The following is a 23,563-nucleotide window of genomic DNA, read 5'->3' as shown; positions in this document are numbered from 1 at the left end:
TTCTATCGGGCCCAGAACCCTCTCTCTCAACCCCAGTTAAAGCACCACCCTGCCGCTTTCACCGCTCGTTGCACGGGCCGACACCACTTTTTCATCTTCACTGGTATCAATTCGTACCTTGGCGCTCATACCTGCGCGCAGAGGCGGAGAGTCCTTGAGAGGGTATAGACGCAGGCGCACTGGCACCCGCTGCACCACTTTCTCCCACTTGCCACTGGCATTCTGCGGCGGTGTGGAAGCAAACTCACTGCCACTGGCGGGACTCATACTGTCCACCTGAGCCTGCCACTCAAAATCCGGGTAGGCATCCAGGGTCACTTCCGCCTGCTGGCCCGTGCGCACGCGACCCAGCTCGGTCTCTTTCAGGTTGGCCTCCACCCAAAGGCCAGTGGAACCAATCATTTGCAGCAGGTTAATGCCCAAGGTGGCCATCTCCCCCACCTTAGGTACGGTATTCGCAATAGTGCCATCCACTGGAGCAATAATGCGCGTGCGCGATAATTGGTAGCGGGCGGTATCCAGTTGCGCCTGAGCCACTTTTAAATCTGCCTGCTCTTCCAGGGCAATACTGGGATCACCTCCCAGTTCAGCGCGCAAGCTGGAGAGCTTCTCAGCATTAATGGTGATCTGGGCGCGGGCGCGCTCCAGCTGCTGACGGGCGCTGTCCAGCTCCGCCTCGGAAAACGCCACCTTGCTCAGTTTTTCATTGCGCTCCAACTGGCGGCGATAGAAGTCCGCATCTTTGCGAGCCTGCTGCAGCGCTGCATCTGCTTCAGCATATTCCGAACGACGAGCGAGCAATTCGTTGCGCACCTGAGCCAGGCGCGCCTCCGCCTCTGTCACCGCCAGTTCGAAGGCCGTGCGATCGATCTGAATCAATAATTGCCCTTTCTCCACTACCTGGTTGGCACTCACCAGCACCTGGGTGACAACACCACTAACTTCGGGCGCCAGGGAGATCTTGTCCGCTTTCACGTAAGCGTTCTCTGTCTCGACAATATCGCTGCCGCGCAACAGGTTCCATCCCCCTATCAGGACGGCCAGTACCAGGAAAAAGGAGAGTGCGAACTCTCTTTGTCCGGCGCGGTCTAGCTTAATGGACAGCTTTTCAGTCACATTCAATCTCTTCACGTGTCAAATTCTTGCGCAACCGCAATAGCAGCGACTGCAATTGATCCACCTCTGCGGCGGAAAAGCCCACAAGTGCCTCACTGCGGGTCTGCTGGGCTACACCGCCCAGTAACTCAAGGGCCGGCATTGCCTGCTCCGTCAGATAAATACGGAAACAGCGCCGGTCCTCGGGATCGGGCCTCCGCTCCACCAGTCCCTCCTGCTGGAGGTTATCCAGCTGGCGCGCCAGACTGATCGGTGCTAGGTCCAGGCGCTCGGCCAACTCTGCCTGCTTGAGGCCCTCCTCGCGCAGTAGATGCCAAAGCACCTGCCAGCGGGATCCACTCAGCCCGTGGTCCTTGGCTCTGCGGTCGAAGTTTCGCCGCAGCAGCCGTGCTGCACTGTGTAGTTCAAAACTGATTTCAGTAACGGCATCTTCCCTGGACATATCTGCTCTCCCTGTCTAAGGCCGCTCATTATAAGCCTGCTTATTATTTCATCAATGTGTGAGTTATCAATATCCCAAAACCCCATTAAAAAAGGCGGTCACTAGGACCGCCCTTTCGACCTGCATCCGGGATGGATCTATTTCTCCAGAACCTCAATCTTATCGACCTTCTGGAAGCCCCGGGGCAGCTTGTTGCCGCGCCGGCCACGCTCGCCGCGATAGTGATCCATCTCCGAGATCTTGATCTTGGTATGGCGCTTACCGGCGTGAACGACCAGTTGATCCCTGCCCTTCAATACAGCAACACCGATGACCACCTCTTCGCGGGCCGCAGCTCGGGCCGAAGTGATATTGATAATCTTGTTACCCTTGCCTTTGGACAATTCCGGCAATTCAGTCACCGGGAACACCAACATGCGCCCCTCGGTGGTCACCGCTGCCAGCAGAACATCATCGAGGCTCTCCAGCAATTGAGGGGAAAGCACCTGGGCTCCCTTGGGCAGGGTCAGCATGGCTTTACCTGCCTTATTGCGCGACTGCAAATCAGAGAGCTTGGCGATAAAGCCATAGCCCGCATCGGAAGCCAGTAACACTCGCTGCTCATCAGGGCCCATCAACAAGCCCTCAAAGGTGGCACCGGAGGGGGGGTTGATACGCCCGCTGAGGGGTTCGCCCTGCCCCCGTGCCGAAGGCAAAGTATGGGAGGCAATGGAGTAACTGCGACCAGTGCTATCGAGTAATAACGCGGGCTGGTTACTCTTGCCCCGCGCGGCAAAACCGAGACTGTCCCCTGCCTTATAACTGAGCGCTGCCGCATCAATTTCATGGCCCTTGGCCGCGCGAATCCAACCTTTCTCAGAAACGATAACGGTGATGGGATCTGAAGACAGCAGCTCAGATTCACTAAACGCCTTGGCCTCTTCACGAGCCACAATCGGGGAACGGCGGTCGTCGCCAAACTCTTTGGCTGCGGCCAGAAGCTCTTTCTTGATCAAGGTCTTGAGGCGACGCTCGCTATTCAGGGTCTTGGTGAGGGTATCGCGCTCTTTTTCCAGCTCCGCCTGCTCACCGCGAATCTTCATTTCTTCCAGGCGTGCCAACTGGCGCAGCTTGGTATCGAGAATGTAGTCCGCTTGGATATCCGTGAGCTCAAAGCGATCCATCAGCTCCTGCTTGGGCTCGTCACAGGTACGGATAATTTCGATCACTTCATCAATATTGAGGAAGGCAACCAGCAAACCTGCCAACAGGTGCAGGCGCTTCTCAACTTTATCCAGACGGAACTGCAGACGACGACGGGTGGTAGTGGCGCGGAAAGTCAGCCACTCCCGCAGGATTTTATCGAGGGACTTCACCTGCGGGCGCCCGTCGATACCGATCATATTCATATTGACGCGGTAGTTGCGCTCAAGATCGGTAGTGGCAAACAGGTGATTCATCACCGATTCCATATCCACCCGATTGGATTTCGGCACAATTACCAAGCGCGTCGGGTTTTCGTGATCCGACTCATCACGCAGGTCGCTCACCATGGGCAGCTTCTTCGCCTGCATCTGCTGGGCAATCTGCTCCAACACCTTGGCACCGCTCACCTGATGGGGCAGCGCAGTAATGACAATATCGCCGTCTTCCTTACTCCACAGAGCGCGCATCTTGATAGAACCGCGACCGGAGGTGTAAATCTTACGGATATCATCCCGCGGCGTAATAATCTCTGCCTCAGTGGGCATATCCGGGCCGAGAATATGCTCACACAGCTCTTCTACTGTGGCCTTGGGATTTTCCAGCAGCTCTACAGTCGCGTTGACCACTTCGCGCAAGTTGTGCGGGGGAATATCCGTAGCCATACCCACGGCAATACCGGTGGTACCGTTCAATAGAATATTGGGCACCCGCGCAGGCAGTACGCAGGGCTCATCCATGGTGCCGTCAAAGTTGGGCTGCCAGTCCACAGTGCCCTGACCCAGCTCCGACAGCAGCACTTCCGAATATTTACCCATGCGCGACTCGGTGTAACGCATCGCGGCAAAGGACTTGGGATCATCCGGCGAGCCCCAGTTGCCCTGGCCATCAATCAGGGGGTAGCGATAACTAAACGGCTGTGCCATCAGTACCATCGCCTCGTACACGGCACTATCGCCGTGGGGGTGGTACTTACCGATCACATCACCAACGGTGCGCGCGGACTTCTTATACTTGGCAGTATTCTTCAGGCCCAGCTCACTCATGGCGTACACGATACGCCGCTGTACAGGCTTAAGGCCGTCACCGATATTCGGCAGGGCGCGGTCCAGGATCACATACATGGAGTAATCCAGGTACGCCTTTTCGGTGTACTCCTTTAACGGCAGGCGCTCTGTGGCCTCATAAACAGAGGTGTCGGTCATACAGCACTCGTTATTTTGTTCGGAAGGGGCGGATTATGGCGGACTGGGGCTGGAGGTTCAAAGGGAGCTGGTAATGAAGCACTATCTGGCAAAGGGGATTGGCATAGTCCTCACTCTCGAACTGCTTTAGTTCTATGCAAAATGGCACTATTCAGTTATTGCATTAGGAAGGAATAGGTAACTTGTGTCGGCTCCCCTTTCCTGCCTGGAACGCAGTGACTATAGCAAAAAGGGATTGCGGCAATTGCGCAATCCCCCTTTCATATTTACATACCCTCAAAGAAGTAGGACTTTTACAGAGGGGTCGTACAGGTAGAGAAATTACGAGACCTGAGACGATGCGCAAAAATCAGCTCGATATCCTTGATTGCTTCAACATCTACCAGTGGACCGTAAATGTCTTCTAATAAGAAGGATAAACGCCAGCCTGTTGCCGCAACACTACGCTCTTTGAATAAATCCGTAACTGTATTGATAGAGCCTGCTCCAGATCCAAATACATCCAAAGCCGCACTCATAGATACACGATAGCTATTGTTAACCGCGGCCAGCTGGGAGAGCCCGGCTGTATCCCAGAATAATGCACTGTAAGTATTGAACTCTCCCTCAACGCCAGCAGCGCCGTCATCAGTGGTTATTTCATAACCAGGAAACCGGTCCCGCACAACACTGGCACCGCCATAAGTGAGGTATGCAGGCGTTTGAGATTCACCACTGATGCTGTACAGGGTGGGGATATTGAGGCCTATTGTTTCAATCTTATCCATATAGGACCCACCAACAAGTAAACAGCTCGATTCTCCCTCCTCAAGGAACATCGGACCGGTAAAGAAATTGCCACTAACCGGTTCTTTCACTGTGCTGAACTCGATTGTTACCCAGGTGTCTGACCCGAAAGTGCGTGCCAGTAATTTCAGCTGCTCTTGGAAAGCCTCCCTGGCACTTAAACGGGGACCACTTTGTTGATTTGGATCTGGGTGCAGGTAGGTTTGCGCAATACCGTTAACATTATCGATGTAACCAAATACTTCTTCTTTTATCGAAAAGGTATCAGTTGACTGGTCCAAAGCGGCTGTACCAGGCCAATCAAAATCCATCATGATACCGTAAAGATCCCACATATCCTCAGCATTACGCAGATGGAGTACAGACTCTTTACTAATGTCTAAATTGCGAATAACAAATGGTCTTTGCCATTTGTACTCAAGGGCCTCGGCAGTATAAAGAAGCCATTTTTGTGCTTGATCGAAATCATTGGTCGCTTTCAAGACCGCTTTTGAGACTCGACGTGAATGAATCAGGTCCGCAAAATAGCGCTGAGCTAGTTCTGGAGCATCATTGATTATATCTGCAACCATGCGATTAGCCTGATTCAGGATAATAGGCAGACGCTTGGATTCCTGCACCAATGTCGCCTCACTTTGTACAAGCTCCAGAATAATGGCATTTACTTCAAACCATAGGCTTTCCAATCTATAACGACTACCAGCTTCTAAAATTTTACCGCTGCTATCGTAGAGTTTTACACGGTGCTCAGCTGCCAGGGCAGTATTCGCATCCTCCAGCAAAATAAAATCACCCAAAGCATCAATGGTGCTGTTAAGCGTATCCACACGATCTGCGAATTCACTAACAGCATCCCAACTGCCATCCATATAATCCTGGGCGGCTGTAGACAAAGATTCGAACAATACGGTACGAGATTCGAGCGCTTCTTGCTTCTCGCGAAGGCGACTCATTTGAAGACCAAGCGAGTCCTGTTGCGAACGATAATCCAGAACTATTTGCTCAAAGCCATCTTCAACACCGGCATCCAGTGCTAAGCGCTCCACTTCCGATTGGATTGTTTCCAAACGGTTACTTAGTCGCTGAAGACTTAGCTTCATTGAAGCTTGGATATTCGCTACATTTCGCGACCAAGAGGCTACTTCACTGCTTTTCCGGGTATCATCAGTTACATAGACACAGCTCTTTTCATAGCAGTTATCGATAAATGTGGCACCCAACAGGCTATATATACGATTAGATAATAGTTGGTGGCGCCCTGAATAGGCCTCTGTTAATGCCTGGGCATTATGGAGGTAGTTATCATAATCCAACTTGGCAGTAGCAAGACTACTGTCCGCCTGCACAATAAAACCTGTGTCTTCCCCATCGAGGAACTCACTCAATATATTGAAAGAATCAAAATGTGTATCGCTGCTAAAGCCATGTGGCACAGCCAACTTCGACATACCGAGGAAGTTGGTATCACCGGTAAGCCAGGACATAGCATTTTTCAACTGATTAAGTTGAAAATGCCACTGCTCTACCGCCTGAGGTAAACCGGAATGCGGAGAGACTTCAGTAAAATCAGTGCCGGAGAATAGAGTGCGTAACTCAGCTTCCTTGGCTACCAGAGTATTATGCAAAGATAAAATCTCATCGATCATTTGAGTAGACAAGGAAGAGTTAAGCTGGTCTGACTCTATCAATAAACCTGCCTGCTGTACTTTTACAGCCGCGAGATTACCCATTAACTGGTACAGCAAGGTGATATCTTTGTACTCGCCGGGCAGAACACCGGCTGGGGCGACATCGTTTTGGGTATTTGTTACGGAATCATAATATCGAGGGCTAACTTGCCCCCGAGAACTGGTCAATTGCTGCAGATAAGTGGGCGTATTCTCTACAAGAGCCACATACTCAACGAAAGCACTATTGAGCAGGGTAAAGGCATTCCCGACATGCTCAATTTCAATAGCAGCCAGCTCTCCATTCAAACGACTGGACAGCGCCTTATCCAGAGCAATATTGGCGTGAACAATTTCTGCGACCGCTCGATCGTAATAAAGATCCAGCAACGACTGTTGCAGCTCTAAATTCGTGGGGTATAACTCTATCTGTTCATAAATCAGAGTTTCAGCAACAGAAATACGTGCACGCTCCGGATTGCCATATAAATCAGAAAACTCTTTGGGAGAAATACTGCTAAGATAGCTATTAATAACCTCTTCAGATTTAGCATCCAAGCTATACATTAAATCTAAATAACGGAATGCTGCATTATCGCGAGAATAAACCCCACCTTGTGGATCCTCTGCCTCAGCACTTACTGAATCAGCTTCGTTATAATAAAGCTGCTTACGAATAGCATCTACTAGCAGCTGACTTTCTACTTGAGTACCAATTCCAGTAGAAAACTCCAGTGCATTAGCTCCATCTAGTTTTAATGCAACTATCAATTCACTGCCAGACAACTTATCTGTGACTCCAGATTCGCCTCTAGCAGGAGAGTGCAACGACAGCCCAGCAACTAGTGCCAGTCCCATAACAGCTGTCGATTTCGACGAGTATTTCATTTATTCCCTTCCTATATTTTTATAATTTATTCCTTTAGCCTGCCACATCCATCCACATACGTTCACCGCAATAAAACAATACAACAGGATAAAATTCGCACGCTTTCTAACATGGCAATTAATTTAATTCAACTACAAAGATTTTCCACCAACCCGCATTACCACCAAATTCATTAATTAAATAAATTCGCATATAGTAGAGGCAGATATACATGTTAAATATATTTACAGAAGGGCTCACGTATAGCCCGAGAAACATCATTAAGAAAAATGCAAAATCTATAACTTATACCGCACAACCCACAAACTTAATTTAATGCTCAACAACTCACCATATAAAAATCTATATTATCCTGACTATAAACATGATTTTCATAAAATCCATAATGGATAGTCTTAGAACATAAAATTTTCGATTCAGCTATGTTGAACAACTCAAAGTAGTGCCTATAAGAAATAATCATATTTTGATCACAACTCCAGAGGAAAACATCAGAAAAATAATTAATTTTCTCAACATGGTTCCTTATTAAGCAAGAAATACAATTTCTTATATTGATATTTTTTAAACGATAGAACCAAATGAAGGTTTCTTATCCACGCAGAAATTATAAACATTCAATAGAGCTATAAATACTTCACTCAGAGCACCAATGCGGAGATAATTATTGGTATCCAATATCTATAGGGCTATCCATGCCGGACCTTAAAATCAAAGATATTTCTATCGGCACCTTACAGGGCGCAAGTTTTACCCTGGAACCCGGCCTAATCACCTGCATATCTGGACCATCTGGTGCAGGTAAAAGCCGATTGCTTAGAGCCATAGCGGATCTGGAATCTCACTCAGGTGATATATTCCTGGGTGGAAAATCTCAAAATGCTTACCCAGCACACAAATGGAGAAGCCATGTGATGTTGGTTCCCGCGCAGACTGCCTGGTGGGAAGAAACTGTCGGCGATCACTTCGCAACCCCTATGAATGATGCACTTAAACTTCTCGGCTTTCCTGAGGAAGCGGTTAAGTGGCAAGTAAATCGACTCTCTTCGGGAGAAAAGCAGCGCCTGGCTCTTATTCGCGCAATATCCTACAAACCTCAAGCACTTCTTCTAGATGAGCCTACGGCCAACCTAGACGCCAGATCTGCGCATGAGGTAGAGCAATGGCTGACAGGGCTCATTGAGGAGCACAAGCTACCTACGATTTGGGTAGCTCATAGCCAGGAGCAGATTCGAAGGGTGGCTCACCGCCACTTGGCCATTGTTGGTTGCCAATTGAAAGAAGAGAAGGTCTACTGATGAATGTGATTGACTTACCCTGGTGGAAATTGTTATTAGCCTGAGGAAGTCTCAGCACTTGCTACCTGTGCAAATATTTGTGCTTAGCTATACTGATTACACAAGCATAATACGCCTTTGTGCTTTTAGGTAATCAGCTAGAAATATATTATTTACTTCATCCGACCTTGTACTGTTTGACTGAGAATATATGTTCTGCCATCAAGAACCGTTTGATACCAGGATATACTTTGATGGAATCTCGGCGGAGTACGAAGGGTGTAGGGTTAATAACGATTATTATTTTCTTCTGTCGTAGATTTATTATAAAAATATCCCTAGTAAGGGTGTTTGGAGCTCTGTAACAACAGCTCCAGTTGGTTTGACGCAACCATTTTAACAAGCAGCACAAAAAGCAATCACTGCAAACTTAAAAACTATAGGACACAACAGTGGCCAAGCACTACAAAGAGACCCCTCACTAATTAGTAAAAAAACTCCAATAAAAAATAGCATTCTTATAAAAAAATAAAACCTCCACGTGCTAAACAAAGCTAATTTTATATTTTTGAGCCATTAACTTTAACCTCAAAATATACATAATAAAAACCCACTAAAAACTAATGGCAACAAAATCACCCAACCAGGATTGTTAAAGTATTTTTCACTGCCTGAGCCAAAGGGCTCATTAAGAGCCCTCAAGCACGAGAAAATGCAACCTAAAACCCAAAGTAAGAAAGTAAAAGGTTATTCTACAGCCTGATAATAACTACACGCTGGGCATAATTCGGAAAAATACCAACGTGTACTTCTGTTATATGCAGCTCTCTCTCGAAACAAATTAATCAAGTAGTATATACCGGCCGTATCGTTAGACGTTGTGTAACTACGTATTATCTTGCTTCCCCATTTATCATCAGGACTATCACTTTCTCTACCCTCATATTCTCGGCTAAGCAAATTACCAACTTCGTCAAAAGTGTAAGTTAGGCTACCATGAGTATCTATTATACCATCTGCATTGGTATCATTATCGTACAAGTACATAATAGTCCCATCTCCTCGGAAAACTGAGGTAAATTGAACCTGATTTAACCTGCCCCTATTTGTTTCAGTTTTAGTTAATAATAGCCCATCAGAATCATAAGTATAATTATAGGTAACTTCTTCAGTTACTACACCATCAATTGACCGCCTATCATAAGTCTGTGAACCATAATCATCATAACCAAACTCTTTCAAACCAACATAGCTATTGTCCCAGACACCATCAAGATCACTATCCTGTTTGTATTCATATGTATCAGATACTACACGCCCAAAGTGATCCAATACTTCGTTTCCATTTATTTGATACTTTTTATCAATAAATTTACTAAAAAAATCCTCTGAATAGGCTCGATTTCCATCACTATCATACTGGCTAACTCTAGTTAATGATCTGGAAATTTCACCATCAGATGACAGCTCGAACTCATCATAATTCAGCTCACGGCCCACCTCATCGTAAACATAGTCGTAACCGTCCCGTAAGCGTTCTGTGCCAGTCTCCTCAATCCAAAAAAGCTTATTACTAAAAGAGTTTAATGACCTATCTGGAAAATAAGTATAGTTCTTTCGAGAAATAGACACCAATCTTCTATCTAACCACACAGCTAATGCATCAAAACTACTTGTCTCTTTAAATATTGGTTCACCATACGTATCATAACTATATCTAATATCAAATTCTGGTACATAATCACTATATGTTTGCTGATCATGAAAACCCTTTATCTGCTTGGAAATCTGCAATATTTCACCGGAGGAACCATAAGAATAGTCCTCCTTGTGTGAAGAGCTAGGACCTGATTCCCGATTAATATTGCGCTCATACAAATACTGTATTATGTTTGCCTTATCATCATATTTAACTGATGCTTTATCCTGCATAATCGTGGTGACGCCCGAAAGTATTTCTGACCGCTCTTTCTCATAACTTGAAAGACGCCCTGCTATATCGTAACTATAGGTATACTCATAATAATTTACGGCTCTCCCAAGTCCCGGACCGCTCTCTTTCCACTTGATAGATCGCCCATAGTCATCATAAGCAAATTCAGATTTTACAAGTGGGGTATTACTCTCAAGTGAGTTATACTCTTCATACCCAGTTAACATTTTTACAGGGAATTTAATTTCCATTGCATCATAAAAGTAAGTTAGAGGCTCTGTAATATCCACGCTGCGAAAATTAATGCCCGCAGTAAACCCAACTTCAAAAAGACTACCTGGATAACCGGAATCAGGAAATTCATATAGATCTTTATCAAAATCAATGGATACATCTGATAAAATCTCGTGGCGACCTATCAAACTAACACCGTTGTACGGATTTCTATCGACATCAAGGGCTACCAGAAAGTAAGCTAAATTCGCAACTTTATCAAAATCAGTAATTTCTTCATTTTGCAATTCCGATCGAAAACTCTTCTCTGTAAGTGGCGGCTCCATCGAAAACAAATCAAACAAAGTAACCTGTGATTTCGCTATAGATGAACCAAGCTCAACAGAGCCCACAGAAAACTCTACATTCTCACCTGTCTTATAATTAAATGAACCATCACTATCCGTAAAGCCAGATAAACTCTCAGTTGAGAAATACACGCCCTCTCCAACACCTACAAGAACACCGACTAATAACTCCTCCCCTCCTTCATTATCAGAGTTACCACCCCCTCCATCGCTACATCCATAAATTAGTAAAGAGAGAACCAACAAACAACAATTACGAATCGAACCCTTCAATTTATCCTTTATTCTTTGGCCTATCATAGCCGACATTAGAAAACCTGAAATTTCCTTCATAAATTTATCCACATGGAATTACAAATCAAAAGAGGGCATATTCTAGAGAAGAAATATAATATATCATATTACACACAATTACACACAATCAGACCAGCAAATAAAAATGATAAATCTAATTACATAACTATCTATTTTATTATGAATTTAAACAAAAGTTATTATGTGTATTCTATTTGCTAAATAGCTTTGCTTTATCTAAGAAATATTATATATACCTAAAAGCAAACTAAGCTTTTAATGTATCAAAATTATCAAACGATCCATGTCAACATTAAGGATCTTTTCATAGGTGATGGGGAGACAGCCTGGCAGGAAAATCTACTTTCACCATTGAAGAAGCATCGACAAGCCTATATTCGCGCCATATCCTACAAATCCCAAGCGCTTCCTCTAGGCAAGCCTAGACGCCAGATCTGCGCAGGAGGTAGAGCAATGGCTGACAGGGCTCATTGAAAAGCACAAGCTGCCTACGATTTGGGTAGCTCATCGCCACTTGGCCATTGTTGATAATCAATTGAAAGAACAGGAGATTCATCGATGAGTGTAATCGACCTGTCCTGGTGGCAGTTGTCTTTGGCAGCAGGATTGGTATTGGCTCTAGCCGTATGCACTCATGTAGCGCGACTACAACTAAGTAGATCGTTAATTGTTGCCGCTCTACGCACGGCTATTCAGCTCACCCTGGTAGGAGTGGTACTGGAAACCCTTTTTGCAGTTGGCACCCTACTTTGGGTGGGACTTCTGGCTTTGGCAATGCTGCTATTTGCCGGGCAGCAAGTGGCAGCCCGACAAAAGTATCGCCTGCTCGGTGGCTGGAGCTTTGCCGTAGGCACCTTATCAATGCTGGTGTCCGCTTTCAGTATCACCATATTGAGTTTGGCCGTACTGATTGGCCCTACTCCCTGGTACCAACCACAGTATTCCATTCCACTTTTAGGTATGTTGCTGGGTAATACAATGACTGGTGTTGCCCTAAGCCTGGACCGTCTAACAGAAAGTATGCACCGCTCCAGGGATATTATTGAGAATCGCTTGATGCTGGGGCATACCTGGCAACAAGCCAGCTTGGAGTTTCGGCGGGATGCGATGCGTGCAGGATTGATGCCGACAATTAATTCCATGGCTGCCGCTGGGATAGTATTTTTACCGGGAATGATGACAGGGCAGATTCTCTCAGGCACCTCCCCTACAATTGCCGTCAAATATCAAATCCTGATTCTTTTTGCGATTGCATCAGGCACCGGTTTCGGCACTTTTCTCGCCGTTGCCCTGGCCTCAAGGCAGCTCTTTGATAAGCGGGAGCGCCTGCGCACTGATCGCCTGATTAAAAATGTCTAAAGTCTGTGGAGAGATGATTCGATCGAAGGAGGGAGCGCTGGACACCTGAAAACCAGCGCTCTATTAACCTTTAACGGCCAAAGAATAAGATAGCCCCGGCGATAATCAGACCTACCAACAAGGCCCATACACCCCGCAGCATCAGCGATCGGGCATATTCCGCCTCTTTGTAACGCAATGCATAGGGAATGCCGGTAATCGGCCCGAGGACGATCGTTACAATCCCCCAAACCCAGCGCTTGTTACCCAAGGCCGTCAACGCAGCCATCAGGCCACCAAACCAGCATAAAGTTACGCCAATTACAATTACCACCAACGCCAGGATGGACCACCATTGGTTGGCCAGGAAAATTTCTACAATTTGGGTTTCAGTCATGGAATTTAGCCAGTCCGTATTACCTTCCGATTACATCTTAATGCTCTCGGCACCTTAAAAGATTAGGTGCTTCCAGAACGAGACATCCGGATACCAACGCAAAGATGCTAAAAGAGCCGCCGCAGTGAGCGAAACCCATACTGATGACCCTTTTGGTACCCATCTAAGCTGAAATCACCATTGAGGGAAGCGGCGATACAGCCCTAGGACGCTATAGTAACCCTAAAGTGAATCCCGGGCGTATATTCCGTCTTGACTAAAAGATACCCATAGAGATAGCAAGCACTCACTATCATGAGTACTCAGTAACTATCTCCAGCCCCGTGATCTTCTGGGTATCGTTGGCAAATTCGTAGTAATCCGGCTTTTCATCGATAAAGATTTGATGGGTCATTGTTGTCTCGGCCGGAAGATCAAAGATCCCCGCAGGTACTGAGTACTGGGAAGTTTCCTTTAAGCGATAAAAGAGGTGCGAACCGCACTTTGAACAAAAACCCCGTTCAGCCCAAATTGATGAATCAAATACACTGACATGTTCCTCACCGGTAATCTCAACACTGGTTTGACAATCCACCGCCAGCAGAGGACCACCGCCCCATTTTTTGCACATACCGCAGTGACAAACCCCCAAATTTGAAGAGGGTAAAGATGCGCTAATTGTCACTGAACCACAGAGGCAACTTCCGTGTACTTGAGTCATTTTTTTACCTAAGTATTTCTTACTTCAGAAAATCAATATCAAAATCGGGAGTGGAATCTACCATAGAAAACTAATCAGCCATTGATCAAAATCAGTAATATCGTAAGCTTCATATCGCAATGTGAAATAGTGCACAAACCTCCCAAGAAATAATCACTCCGCAATAAACAGCCAATAAACAATAAATCACTGCTTATTCAGCTCACCACACTAAACTCATCCTAACATTTAAAAAGTTAATGAAAGTCCTAAGATTTTTTCAAGCCAGCCAAATATGTGCACCTTATCAAGCAACATTAGCGCTTATTTACTGGGATTCAGGCCAACTTCTATATTCGCCGAGAGAACCCACTCAGTAACCAGACAATACTTGAATTATTTTAAATAAACTCTAATTCGAAAATTCCACCCTTGGATCACCAAAATCCTTACCAATATAGTCAGGTGCGCAAGGGATTAATTCTGAAGCTTCTATTCCCGCATCAATCAAATACTTTTCGACATTTCGGCTGCGCTCCATTGCCAAATTTTCAAGCTCCTCACGAAGTTCCAGAGACGGGTTTCGGTAAAAAGCAACCTGGGCTCTTCCGCTTCTACTCATACCTGCCATAGAATAGGGGTACAGAGCTTGCCAGTCCCGAGCATTAGAGATGCCGCATACTCCTGGCCGTGCGTCAGGGTTTTTATGTAAAACAATGACCATACGCTGTAGTTGTGTCAGTGCTAAATTAGTTAATTTTGCACTTCCAGGCTCAAAGTCAATAGACGCAAATGATTTCGCCCTGAAACGCCCCCAGGCATAACGTGCTAACAAATAAACGCCATAGGGAGTTAAATAGCTTATCAAGGCATCTATAATTGCCTTTTGTAGCAACTCACTAAATACAAAACTAAAGGAGAACTTGGGGTCGCGAATATTGCCGCTAACAGGCATGCCAAACTTGATATCCCCCCGCCCGTCTTTCAGTAACCATAGAGCAATATTCAAGGGAATCAGCGTGGACTTCACCGGTAGCTGATCATCTTTCCGCACCCGGCGAACTTTTAGTTTTTCCAGTCGTATATCGGCAAAGCCATCGAGTTCATTTTCAAATACCCGAATATTAACTACCGCATCTCCCTGCCCCTGAAGGATTTTGTAACCCAACAACTTGGCCATATAAGGCGTAGCAGGTATCAAATTTACGCTGGTGAGATACCCGGTAAGATCAGCATTCCACTTTTTATCTCCCAAGTAATCTACAGTTCCCCCTATCTGAACTTCACCAAATCCGCCAGGCCTTCCATTAACAACAATCACCGCAGGGGGGTGTTCGGCCAAGTTACTTAAATCACTGAGATTAAAGTTGATATCCCGGACCGGTAAGCGGGCCCTGAATTCATCTTGATAGTCTACCCAACTAAAAGTGCCGTGTTTTAGGTAGAGGTCACCGAGATGATAAAGTAGCGGCGGGCTGCCCTCCTCCCTGAAAGCAAACGTGTCAATGCCACCAAAGCCTCGCAACTCATTAATTTTTCGGGCCACCGGAAACTTCCCCGATAAATCCCTTAAGAGAATAAATCGAGGGCGCAAAAAGTCGATAAAACCAACAGTGAGTGTTTTCTTAGGGCGGTAGTAGCTCAAACCTTCAACCCACAGGGACTTAAAATCAGCCATCCATCTATGGCGATCAAAATCCAAACTATCCGGGTTTCTCTCAAAAAAATGAAAGTGAATTGCCTCACCACTGGCAAAGCGCCACTCGGTATCGGTAAAGAGCAAATGCGACAAGGTTATGCTTTCACCGTGCACTAACTCTTCCCCAGAAGGTGAAAGCAAAGTGATGCCATTGACCCTCACAACAGCAAGTTCTGCCCCCTGACCACGGCGGTAGTTTCCCTCCAGCATTAAACTCGAGAAGCTGAAGCAATGATCTCCCTGATCCAGATAACCACTGGGAAAACATCCTGCAATTTCCTTAAACTGTAAATCCTTGAAGTCAACTCCCTGCCGACTGATATTTAAGTGCCCGGCCCCCATACCGGATACAGATAAAAGTTTAAGTGGCAATTCCTGTGGAAAATTTTGCTCATGCAACTGTACATTACTTATTTTTATCCCAGAAAGGATAAGCTGCCTACCGCTAGAGTCATTAATACCTTCTGCCTTGCCAATACTAAAGGCCCCAAATTCATAACAGGGCGCAATCTTTTCATCTTTTAATAGTCCCCCTGGCATACATCCCCTCGCACCAGAGGCTTTCGCCAAAGATTCCCCTTGCAAGGAAATATTATCAATTTCAAATTTTGGTATTTTCAGTGGCCCCAAATTTTTCCTGGGTATTGATAACCCAACCATTTCTACAGAACCTTGAACTGACCAGGGGTCTGACAATTTGATTTTCTGTAATCCCGGCATGGATAATTTATCAACCCCAAAACAATGGTGGGAGTCACCTGCCCTGGCCCGACTCAGCTTATCCACAGTTACTGCAAGCCCCGTATCCCGCGTACACACCCGGATATTCTGCAAGCTTAGATTCGACACTGAGAACTCTGCACCTCTATCCCAGATAAATCGACTCCAACTCAAGCCCTGCACGCCAGCTTCTAAATAGTCGCTACCCTTTTGCCAAAAAGCGATAGGCTTACTCTTTAACGGCCCTAAATCCAAGCGGGGGGCGCCGGAATCTATACCCAATTTTACCCAGGAATCACCAAAGCTTATTTGCGGGGTCTCAATGCAATCAGCAAGCCCCATATCTTCATTATTTTCAGAAGAATAAGACCTCAATCCACAAAGCAGAACATCATCGATATTGAGCCCATAAAAATCGAGAGTATTGGAGGAAAAAGACGTTCTCTTAGTGAATACTCGCCCCAGTTGCAACATGGGTACAGTTTCAAAGTCCTCCTTAAATTCCACTTCCTCGATCGACCAACCGCTATGCCCTACCGAATGGATGTCTTGCCCAAATACACAGGTCGGTATCGATTTATACTTCTTTGCTAGCCAGGGAAGACACAAGGTTACTCTGTCAGCAGCAACATCCTGCAATGCAATTTTTGACTGGGTAGGTTTTTCCCGGGACCATAGCAACTCTAGCTTTGGTATAAGTACACCCCCAAGGTCAAAAACATTCGCGCCAGACAGGTTTTTCAGCTGCACGGATTGAATTGCTGAATCATCCATATTGGCAATTAGATTGCGTTGGCTGAAATAAACGTAGGAGTAATCTCCCAGTGAAAGGCGGTCAACATCTACACAGTGAATATTTAGTGAACTCACTTGCCTACCGCCGGGAAAACAGCCACTCAACTGCTCAGCATTTGCACCGGGCAAAGCGATATAAGATTCAGAGTCTGGTGTACGTCTATGCCTTAGCCTGACAAGGGGTAGCTCTATCTTTTTTAAGTCAAATAATTTCCTGCCTCCCTTTGTCTTCGCTTCAGCACTAACCACGGAGATTTTTTTTACAGAGAGATCTATCCCCTGCTGCCAAGATATAGAGAGCGGCTCCCCTTGCTCTAATGAGCGGATATCAAAGCAAACTGGCAGATTTTCGTGGCTTTTGTTGGCGCGATAAAATAACCTTTTCCAACCTTCAGTGAGACAGCCAGCCAGTTTCTTCAAAACAAGGTTTTTTATTTCTAGGTTTGGGTTTTCTATGCTGGCCAGTTCTAAGTCGTCAGGATTTTTATCCGTATCAATATTTTGTTGATCCAGTCTTCCTTTTTCGGTGCCGTAGTTATCATCACCAACTCCTTGAGGAATACCCGGTAACTGACTGGTCGCCATCCAAGGATTATTTGTAACCTTTCTTTTAAATAAGCTATCGCCACTTTCAAACTGCTGTATCAGTAAGCCATTTCCTGCACCCGCGGAATCATTTAGAAGTAATCGGTGAAGGCGCAATTTTCCCAAAATGGCATAGCCATCTTCACCTCCCTGCCAGGCAAAATGTCCCTGCCCTGAAAAGCTGTTTAAACGTGCGCACAAAGGCTGCCAATCCGAGGGGAGAAAGTCCTGCGGCAAACACCCGGATAGTGACTGGATAAAAAAGTCCTGAGCAGATAGCGGGCCGTTACGACCTATTGTATCAATGGCCCGCCAGCGTAGGTCCTGTAGTTTAGCTCTGGGACGACCTCTGGCACCTATTGAAAATTGAGCCAATTGCAGAGGACCGCTGGAAAGCCCCCAATCAATATTGTGTTCAGCGGAACCGAACTGAAAGGCAAACTCCTCTGTACTTTTGAGACCAACCATAGAGACACAGTGATCGGGTTTCTGCCACAGACCACCCGGTACACACCCATTGGCTGTTTCAATCGCGAGGTGGGCAAAAGATAATATTCGCGTTTTGGCATAAAACTGAAGAGGACCAAATACGCCATTATTAGCCCTGATGGGATGGCTGGTAGATCGAGCCATATCCAAGAGGTAGCCCCGATTAATTGAACTGGCCCCTGTATTTATTTTTAAGCGATCGTTCCAGTCGAAAACCGTTTTTTCCGGCAGGTCTAAATTAGCCGCTCGCAGACACAGGTGGGAATTAGCGTTACGCAGATGTCGTGGACACCAATCAAATGCCTGGGCAAAGCCTCGCCTCCATCCCAAGCGCTTTTTCGGGCGCTCAAAATTAAACTCACTGATACTAATAACCCCGGCCCGCCAATCCTGCCAAAGGCGATCACTGTGCCTCAGTACAACACTCTCACCATTGAGCTGCCGCCACTGGGCACGAGCTTTGCGGCCAAACCCGAATTTCATATCACCTGCTGCGGCAAGCCGGCGGGCGGAGGCGCAATGTCCAATCAGGCTTTGCAGCCCTGCTATTGCATCGGCCCAACGCTGTGGCGGGCATCCTATAAAGTATTCCGCAGTAAACTTGTTAAGATCTGTATTGAGGCTCGGCCAGGAAAAATTGACCTGAGTTCCTTCCAAACTGCCTATCACCGTGTTGTATCGTGATTCACCTCCCTCCCAGGCCAATAAATCACTGACCTGTAAATCCCCAATAGCAATATCTACGTTCAGGGGAACATCACCTTTGCGCCATAATGCCAGCGTGAATTTATCGGTTTGGAGCTTGCCGATGGCTGCACAGGTAGCTTGCTTCCAAATAGGCTTGTGCAGGTAGCAAAGTTCACTATCCCGTATCTGGGCGCGACCGATAAGCAGCCTGAAATCGCGATCCTGCCGCGCTCCGCCTCCAAGATTCCAGCCACCCACCTCCCACTCCCGGTACAGTTCACCCGGGTAAGACTGCAGGTCCATATAGGCACCGCTCACCGATGCCTTGGGTAAATGAGCTCGCCCCCATAACAATTGCCACCAGCTGTAATCGAGCATTACCTCATTAGCAGAGAACCCCCGCCCTTCGCGATTCTCAGCTTTTACATCAATCGCTATAACACTTAGATCCAGCAGCGATACGCGCAAGTAATCCACATGGAATTCAAGGCCTCGCTCCTCCATCCAGTCGCCAGTTTTTACCCGCACCCAGTTTGCTGCCCACCAGTGAAAAACTTCCACCAGCAATAGCCCAGCTAGCAGCCACCAGATTAAGCGACGGAAAAAGGCACTCTGAGAAGCGGGCTCTGGGGGCATTAGAATTAAGCGCCAGAAAATGAATTTTATGCAGACTACAACTGCAATTAGGCCCATACAGTAAAGACCAGCACCTGGGGATTTTTTTGCCTTGGCGCTGCTATTCGCGATAATAAGCAGCTGCGTCGTCCATTCGCTCGCAGTCAAATGCGAACTGTCTACTATTTATCCAGGGGTGTATTTGCGCGGCGCGGAAGTTTGGGAAGCCAGTATCCTTACCGCCTCTCATTTTTTCTGTTACCCAGCCAGTGAGTAGACATGCAGGAGCATCCAAACTACCAGGACATCCTTTTGGTCGGCGGCGGCCATAGCCATGCTATTGTGCTGCAAATGTGGGCCATGAAGCCTCTGCCAGGCGCGCGTCTGACCCTGGTCTCTCCCCAGGTGCAAACCGCCTACTCCGGTATGTTGCCCGGAATGGTTGCGGGCCATTACTCCCTGGAAGACACTCATATAGATCTGGCCAGGCTCTGCCGGGCCGCTGGTGCCCGCTTTATACAGGCCTGTGCACACGAAATTGACATCGATAATCGCACCGTATCCCTATTGGGTAGACCTCCCGTAGAGTACGACCTGCTCTCTTTGGATGTCGGTGCGACTCCCGCCCGCGAGTTACCGGGCTCCGAATTGGCAATCCCGGTAAAGCCTATCGGGCATTTCTACCGTTTCTGGCAAAAGCTGCAAAAACAGGTTGGTGAAAACACCTCACCTTTCCGCTTAGGAGTTGTCGGCGGCGGTGCCGGAGGTTGCGAGCTGTCGATGGCAATGGCGCACGCTTTACAAGGCGCCGTTAAGAAAAAGCAGGTAGAGGTTCACCTGATTCATGGTGCCGCCGCAATTCCCCAGGGCTATCCAGTCAGAGCGCGCAAATTAATCTCAAAGGAGATGCAAGAGCTAGGGGTTCAGTTACACCATAACTGGACCGTTAATGAAATTACCGAACAGGGTGTCGTTAATGGGAGCGGTGACTGCCTGCCCCTCGATCAGGTGATACTCACCACCAATGCCTGCGCTCCCCCCTGGCTGGCCAACTCGGGCCTGCCCCTCGATGACAAAGGCTTTGTGGTGGTGGATCAAACACTTCGCGCCCAGGGGCGGGAAGACGTTTTTGCAGCTGGTGATGTGGCCAGTTTCGCCCCAGAGCCTCTACCCAAGGCTGGAGTTTACGCCGTTCGCCAGGGGCCAGTTCTATTTCACAATCTGCGCGCCTCCCTGACCGGACGCCGCTTAAAACAATACCGGCCACAAAAAGATTTTCTCAGCCTGCTCTCCTGTGGTGGCAAGCGGGCTGTGGCAGTTCGAAATGGCTTCGCCGCTGCAAGCGGTCTGATGTGGCGATGGAAAGACTCTATCGACCGCACATTTATGCGACGCTTCAGTGAGCTGCCAATGGACATGGCTGATCACACTGCCAAAACCAAAGACATCGTCGACCAGCGCTCAGGTTCTTCTCTATCTCCTATGCGCTGTAATGGCTGTGGCGCAAAAGTTGGAGCCGACATCCTGCGCCGCACGCTGGCGACCCTTCCGGATCAGCATTCGGAATACCTGTTAAAGGGCGTCGGTGATGATGCCGCAGTTATGGATCTACCAGCTAATCATTTATTAGTGCAGAGCTCCGACCAATTGCGTGCACCTGTAGATGATCCGTGGATATTTGGTCGCCTGGCGGCTCTGCACGCCCTATCCGACCTATTTGCTATGAATGCTCGACCCGCCACCGCACAAATCCTTGCGACCCTGCCTACGGCTGCAGAGGAAATTACCCGGCGAGACCTACAGCAGTTACTTGCAGGAGCCATCCACGAGCTGAACCGGCACCACTGTGTCCTATCTGGCGGGCATACCGCCGAAGGTTCTGAAATGCTAATGGGCTTAACCGTCAATGGATTTTCCGAGCGGGAGCAGCTCCTGGAAAAAACGGGGGCCCGCGGGGGAGACTGCTTGATCCTGAGCAAGCCATTGGGAGTAGGCACTATCCTGGCAGCAGAGGGCGCGGGAGAGGCTAAAGGCCTATGGTTGCAGCAGGCGCTGGAAACCATGTTGCATAGTAATGCCGACGCCGCAGAGATATTTGCCCGCCACAACGCCAATGCGCTGACAGATGTCACGGGCTTTGGCCTGCTGGGCCACCTATTGGAAATGCTCGGCCCTGAAGGATTAAGCGCGACACTAATCGCTGAGAATCTACCGCTAATCTCCGGCGCCGCCACTTGTATCGAGCGCGGATGGCTATCCAGCCTGCAACCGCAAAATGCCAATGCCTACGCCTTTGTAGAAAACCCCCAGGAGTGGCAGCCATTGCCACAGTGGTCATTGATTACCGATCCACAGACTTGCGGGGGGCTCCTCGCTGCTGTTCCTATTGACCAAGCCGAAGCCTGCGTGGGCGCACTGCTAGAACGCGGTTACACCCAGGCGTCAATAATCGGTGTAGTAACAGACTCACAGAATCCAGAAGTGAGCGTACACTTGCGCAAGTCTGCAGACTGGCGAGCGCTAATTTCACAGGGCAACGAGACAGTACCAGGCCAGGTTTAAGGATTTTTCGAAACCGGAACAACAGCCGGTTATGAGCTTTGTATGATTTCTATTGAGAGAGGCCTTCACCGACTTTATTAACTTGTCATCTGTCTTTCAGCGCGACATACTGGCGTTAGAAAAAACATCGGTGACATATTTCCCGATACCAAAAAAGGTCTTCACAGATTGGGGAGTCGGCTTTTAGCAATCGACAGGAAGACCCCTATGAAAAAGATCGTCATTATTGGCGGCGGTGCCAGCGGCCTGCATTTGGCTACGCGGCTCGGTCAATATTTTTCTTTTACCCCTTTCTTTAAGCGCCGCCGCAAGTCCCCCGCTGCACAAGTTACTCTGGTCGATCGAAATCGCACCCACCTGTGGAAACCACTGCTACACCAGGTTGCCTCCGGCGCATTGGATGCCAATATGGATGCACTGAATTATCAGGTGCATGCCCGCATTCACGGCTATGAATTTCAGTTGGGTAGCCTGCAGTCCCTGGATCGTGAACGACAGGTAGTCGGGCTCGGACCTGTTAATGATGAGGACGGTAGCGAGTTAGTACCCGCACGGGAATTGGAATACGATTATTTAGTGCTGTGTATCGGCGGGCACAGTAACGACTTTCATATCCCCGGCGTCAGAGAAAACTGCTTTTTCCTGGATAGCAGCAACGAAGCACAAAAATTTCACCAAAACCTTCTCAATCGTTTCCTGCGGCTGGAGACACATGTTGATGATAAGTTAAAAGTGGCAATCGTTGGCGGCGGTGCAACCGGTGTAGAACTCTCTGCTGAATTGGTGGATGCCGTAAAACAAGTCGGCAACTATGGACGCATTCGTCCCAATGCGATGGAAATCACCTTGATAGAAGGGGGTGAGCACCTACTCCCAGCACTACCAAAACGAATTGGAAATAATGCTGAACGCGAACTGGCCAAGATGGGGGTTAATATCCTTACCGGCCACCATATTGCTTCAGCAAACGAACGTGGACTTACCACCTCCTGTGGCAGGGAACTCCCAGCCGCAATCCGAGTGTGGGCTGCCGGCGTCAAAGCTCCGGGATTCCTCACCCAGCTGGATGGTCTCAGTACCAACCGACTCAATCAAATCGAAGTGGAAACTACCTTGCAGACCCAAACTGACGCAAAGATATTTGCCATGGGGGACTGCGCCAGTTGCATTGACGGCAATCACCAGCGAGTGCCTCCGCGCGCCCAGGCAGCACAGCAAATGGCTACCCTGGTTGGCGACAATATTATTGCCCTATTTGAAGATAGACCTTTGCACCATTTTTATTATCGCGATCGAGGCTCTCTGGTATCCCTCAGTCAATACACTGCCGTTGGCAACCTGATGGGGGCGCTGGTTAAAGGCAGTCTTACCGTAGAAGGACGCCTTGCTGGCCTTGCCTATCGCTCGCTCTACCGTATGCACTTGGCGGCAATCCACGGCTGGCCGAGAGCTATGCTGCTCTACTTAATCGGGCAGGCGAACCGGTTTGTGAAGCCGAAGCTCAAGATGCACTAAAGTATCGATCCCATGGAGCTAAGGGGATATTAGACAGTTAGTGCAAAACTAACTAATAGCACGACCAATAAAACCCTGCACATGGAAGT

General features: G+C 47.8%; 12 protein-coding genes. 4 read left to right on the top strand and 8 right to left on the bottom strand.

All coding sequences use genetic code 11. The annotated features are described in order from the left end of the window. Positions 1 to 36: 36 nt before the first annotated feature. From ACJJIR_RS02175 to ACJJIR_RS02160, 4 genes are all read right to left on the bottom strand, one after another. Entirely contained in the window at positions 37 to 1,116 is a 1,080-nt protein-coding gene (locus ACJJIR_RS02175) for an HlyD family secretion protein (RefSeq protein ID WP_444907175.1), read from the bottom strand. After that, on the bottom strand, positions 1,109 to 1,558 hold the full coding sequence (locus tag ACJJIR_RS02170) for a MarR family winged helix-turn-helix transcriptional regulator (protein ID WP_444907174.1): 450 nt from the start codon (positions 1,556 to 1,558) through the stop codon (positions 1,109 to 1,111). The genes ACJJIR_RS02175 and ACJJIR_RS02170 overlap by 8 nt, the downstream gene beginning before the upstream one ends. A gap of 137 nt (positions 1,559 to 1,695) precedes the next feature. Next, positions 1,696 to 3,945, bottom strand: coding sequence for a DNA topoisomerase IV subunit A (gene parC / locus ACJJIR_RS02165; protein WP_282931134.1), 2,250 nt, complete (start codon positions 3,943 to 3,945; stop codon positions 1,696 to 1,698). Between the two features lie 293 nt (positions 3,946 to 4,238). Then, positions 4,239 to 7,286 (bottom strand): hypothetical protein, encoded by a 3,048-nt coding sequence (locus ACJJIR_RS02160; protein WP_444907173.1) that lies wholly within the window; start codon positions 7,284 to 7,286, stop codon positions 4,239 to 4,241. 696 nt (positions 7,287 to 7,982) lie between these two features. Here ACJJIR_RS02160 and ACJJIR_RS02155 point away from each other — a divergent pair. Continuing rightward, entirely contained in the window at positions 7,983 to 8,585 is a 603-nt protein-coding gene (locus ACJJIR_RS02155) for an ABC transporter ATP-binding protein (protein WP_444907172.1), read from the top strand. 726 nt (positions 8,586 to 9,311) lie between these two features. Here the strand turns inward: ACJJIR_RS02155 and ACJJIR_RS02150 are convergent. Further along, on the bottom strand, positions 9,312 to 11,423 hold the full coding sequence (locus ACJJIR_RS02150; RefSeq protein ID WP_444907171.1) for an RHS repeat domain-containing protein: 2,112 nt from the start codon (positions 11,421 to 11,423) through the stop codon (positions 9,312 to 9,314). A gap of 528 nt (positions 11,424 to 11,951) precedes the next feature. Here ACJJIR_RS02150 and ACJJIR_RS02145 point away from each other — a divergent pair. Continuing rightward, on the top strand, positions 11,952 to 12,752 hold the full coding sequence (locus tag ACJJIR_RS02145; protein ID WP_444907170.1) for an ABC transporter permease: 801 nt from the start codon (positions 11,952 to 11,954) through the stop codon (positions 12,750 to 12,752). Between the two features lie 70 nt (positions 12,753 to 12,822). Here the strand turns inward: ACJJIR_RS02145 and ACJJIR_RS02140 are convergent, their stop codons facing one another. From ACJJIR_RS02140 to ACJJIR_RS02130, 3 genes are all read right to left on the bottom strand, one after another. Beyond that, positions 12,823 to 13,128, bottom strand: coding sequence for a hypothetical protein (locus ACJJIR_RS02140; RefSeq protein WP_282931129.1), 306 nt, complete (start codon positions 13,126 to 13,128; stop codon positions 12,823 to 12,825). Between the two features lie 292 nt (positions 13,129 to 13,420). Beyond that, complete coding sequence (locus ACJJIR_RS02135) at positions 13,421 to 13,828, bottom strand: GFA family protein (protein WP_413663447.1); 408 nt, start codon at positions 13,826 to 13,828, stop codon at positions 13,421 to 13,423. 391 nt (positions 13,829 to 14,219) lie between these two features. Then, positions 14,220 to 19,418 (bottom strand): DUF748 domain-containing protein, encoded by a 5,199-nt coding sequence (locus tag ACJJIR_RS02130; RefSeq protein WP_444907169.1) that lies wholly within the window; start codon positions 19,416 to 19,418, stop codon positions 14,220 to 14,222. A gap of 258 nt (positions 19,419 to 19,676) precedes the next feature. On the opposite strand from ACJJIR_RS02130, the gene ACJJIR_RS02125 reads away from it, so the two are divergent. Beyond that, the gene (locus tag ACJJIR_RS02125; protein WP_444907168.1) at positions 19,677 to 21,959 is read left to right on the top strand and encodes a slr1591 family oxidoreductase; all 2,283 of its coding nucleotides are present in this window, start codon (positions 19,677 to 19,679) and stop codon (positions 21,957 to 21,959) included. A 207-nt stretch (positions 21,960 to 22,166) separates the two neighbouring features. Further along, on the top strand, positions 22,167 to 23,474 hold the full coding sequence (locus ACJJIR_RS02120; protein ID WP_444892108.1) for an NAD(P)/FAD-dependent oxidoreductase: 1,308 nt from the start codon (positions 22,167 to 22,169) through the stop codon (positions 23,472 to 23,474). The last annotated feature ends 89 nt before the right edge of the window (positions 23,475 to 23,563 follow it).

This window comes from Microbulbifer maximicatervae (SeqCode) (assembly GCF_052467385.1).
Note: the sequence above shows the minus strand (reverse complement) of the source record. Positions and strands in the feature narration are given on the sequence as shown.

Excerpts from the sequence above, each read along its gene's own strand:
- ACJJIR_RS02170 (WP_444907174.1), bottom strand. The coding sequence starts at position 1,558 with ATGTCCAGGGAAGATGCCGTTACTGAAATCAGTTTTGAACTACACAGT.
- parC (WP_282931134.1), bottom strand. The coding sequence starts at position 3,945 with ATGACCGACACCTCTGTTTATGAGGCCACAGAGCGCCTGCCGTTAAAG.
- ACJJIR_RS02160 (WP_444907173.1), bottom strand. The coding sequence starts at position 7,286 with ATGAAATACTCGTCGAAATCGACAGCTGTTATGGGACTGGCACTAGTT.
- ACJJIR_RS02155 (WP_444907172.1), top strand. The coding sequence starts at position 7,983 with ATGCCGGACCTTAAAATCAAAGATATTTCTATCGGCACCTTACAGGGC.
- ACJJIR_RS02145 (WP_444907170.1), top strand. The coding sequence starts at position 11,952 with ATGAGTGTAATCGACCTGTCCTGGTGGCAGTTGTCTTTGGCAGCAGGA.
- ACJJIR_RS02140 (WP_282931129.1), bottom strand. The coding sequence starts at position 13,128 with ATGACTGAAACCCAAATTGTAGAAATTTTCCTGGCCAACCAATGGTGG.
- ACJJIR_RS02135 (WP_413663447.1), bottom strand. The coding sequence starts at position 13,828 with ATGACTCAAGTACACGGAAGTTGCCTCTGTGGTTCAGTGACAATTAGC.
- ACJJIR_RS02130 (WP_444907169.1), bottom strand. The coding sequence starts at position 19,418 with ATGCCCCCAGAGCCCGCTTCTCAGAGTGCCTTTTTCCGTCGCTTAATC.
- ACJJIR_RS02125 (WP_444907168.1), top strand. The coding sequence starts at position 19,677 with ATGCAGGAGCATCCAAACTACCAGGACATCCTTTTGGTCGGCGGCGGC.
- ACJJIR_RS02120 (WP_444892108.1), top strand. The coding sequence starts at position 22,167 with ATGAAAAAGATCGTCATTATTGGCGGCGGTGCCAGCGGCCTGCATTTG.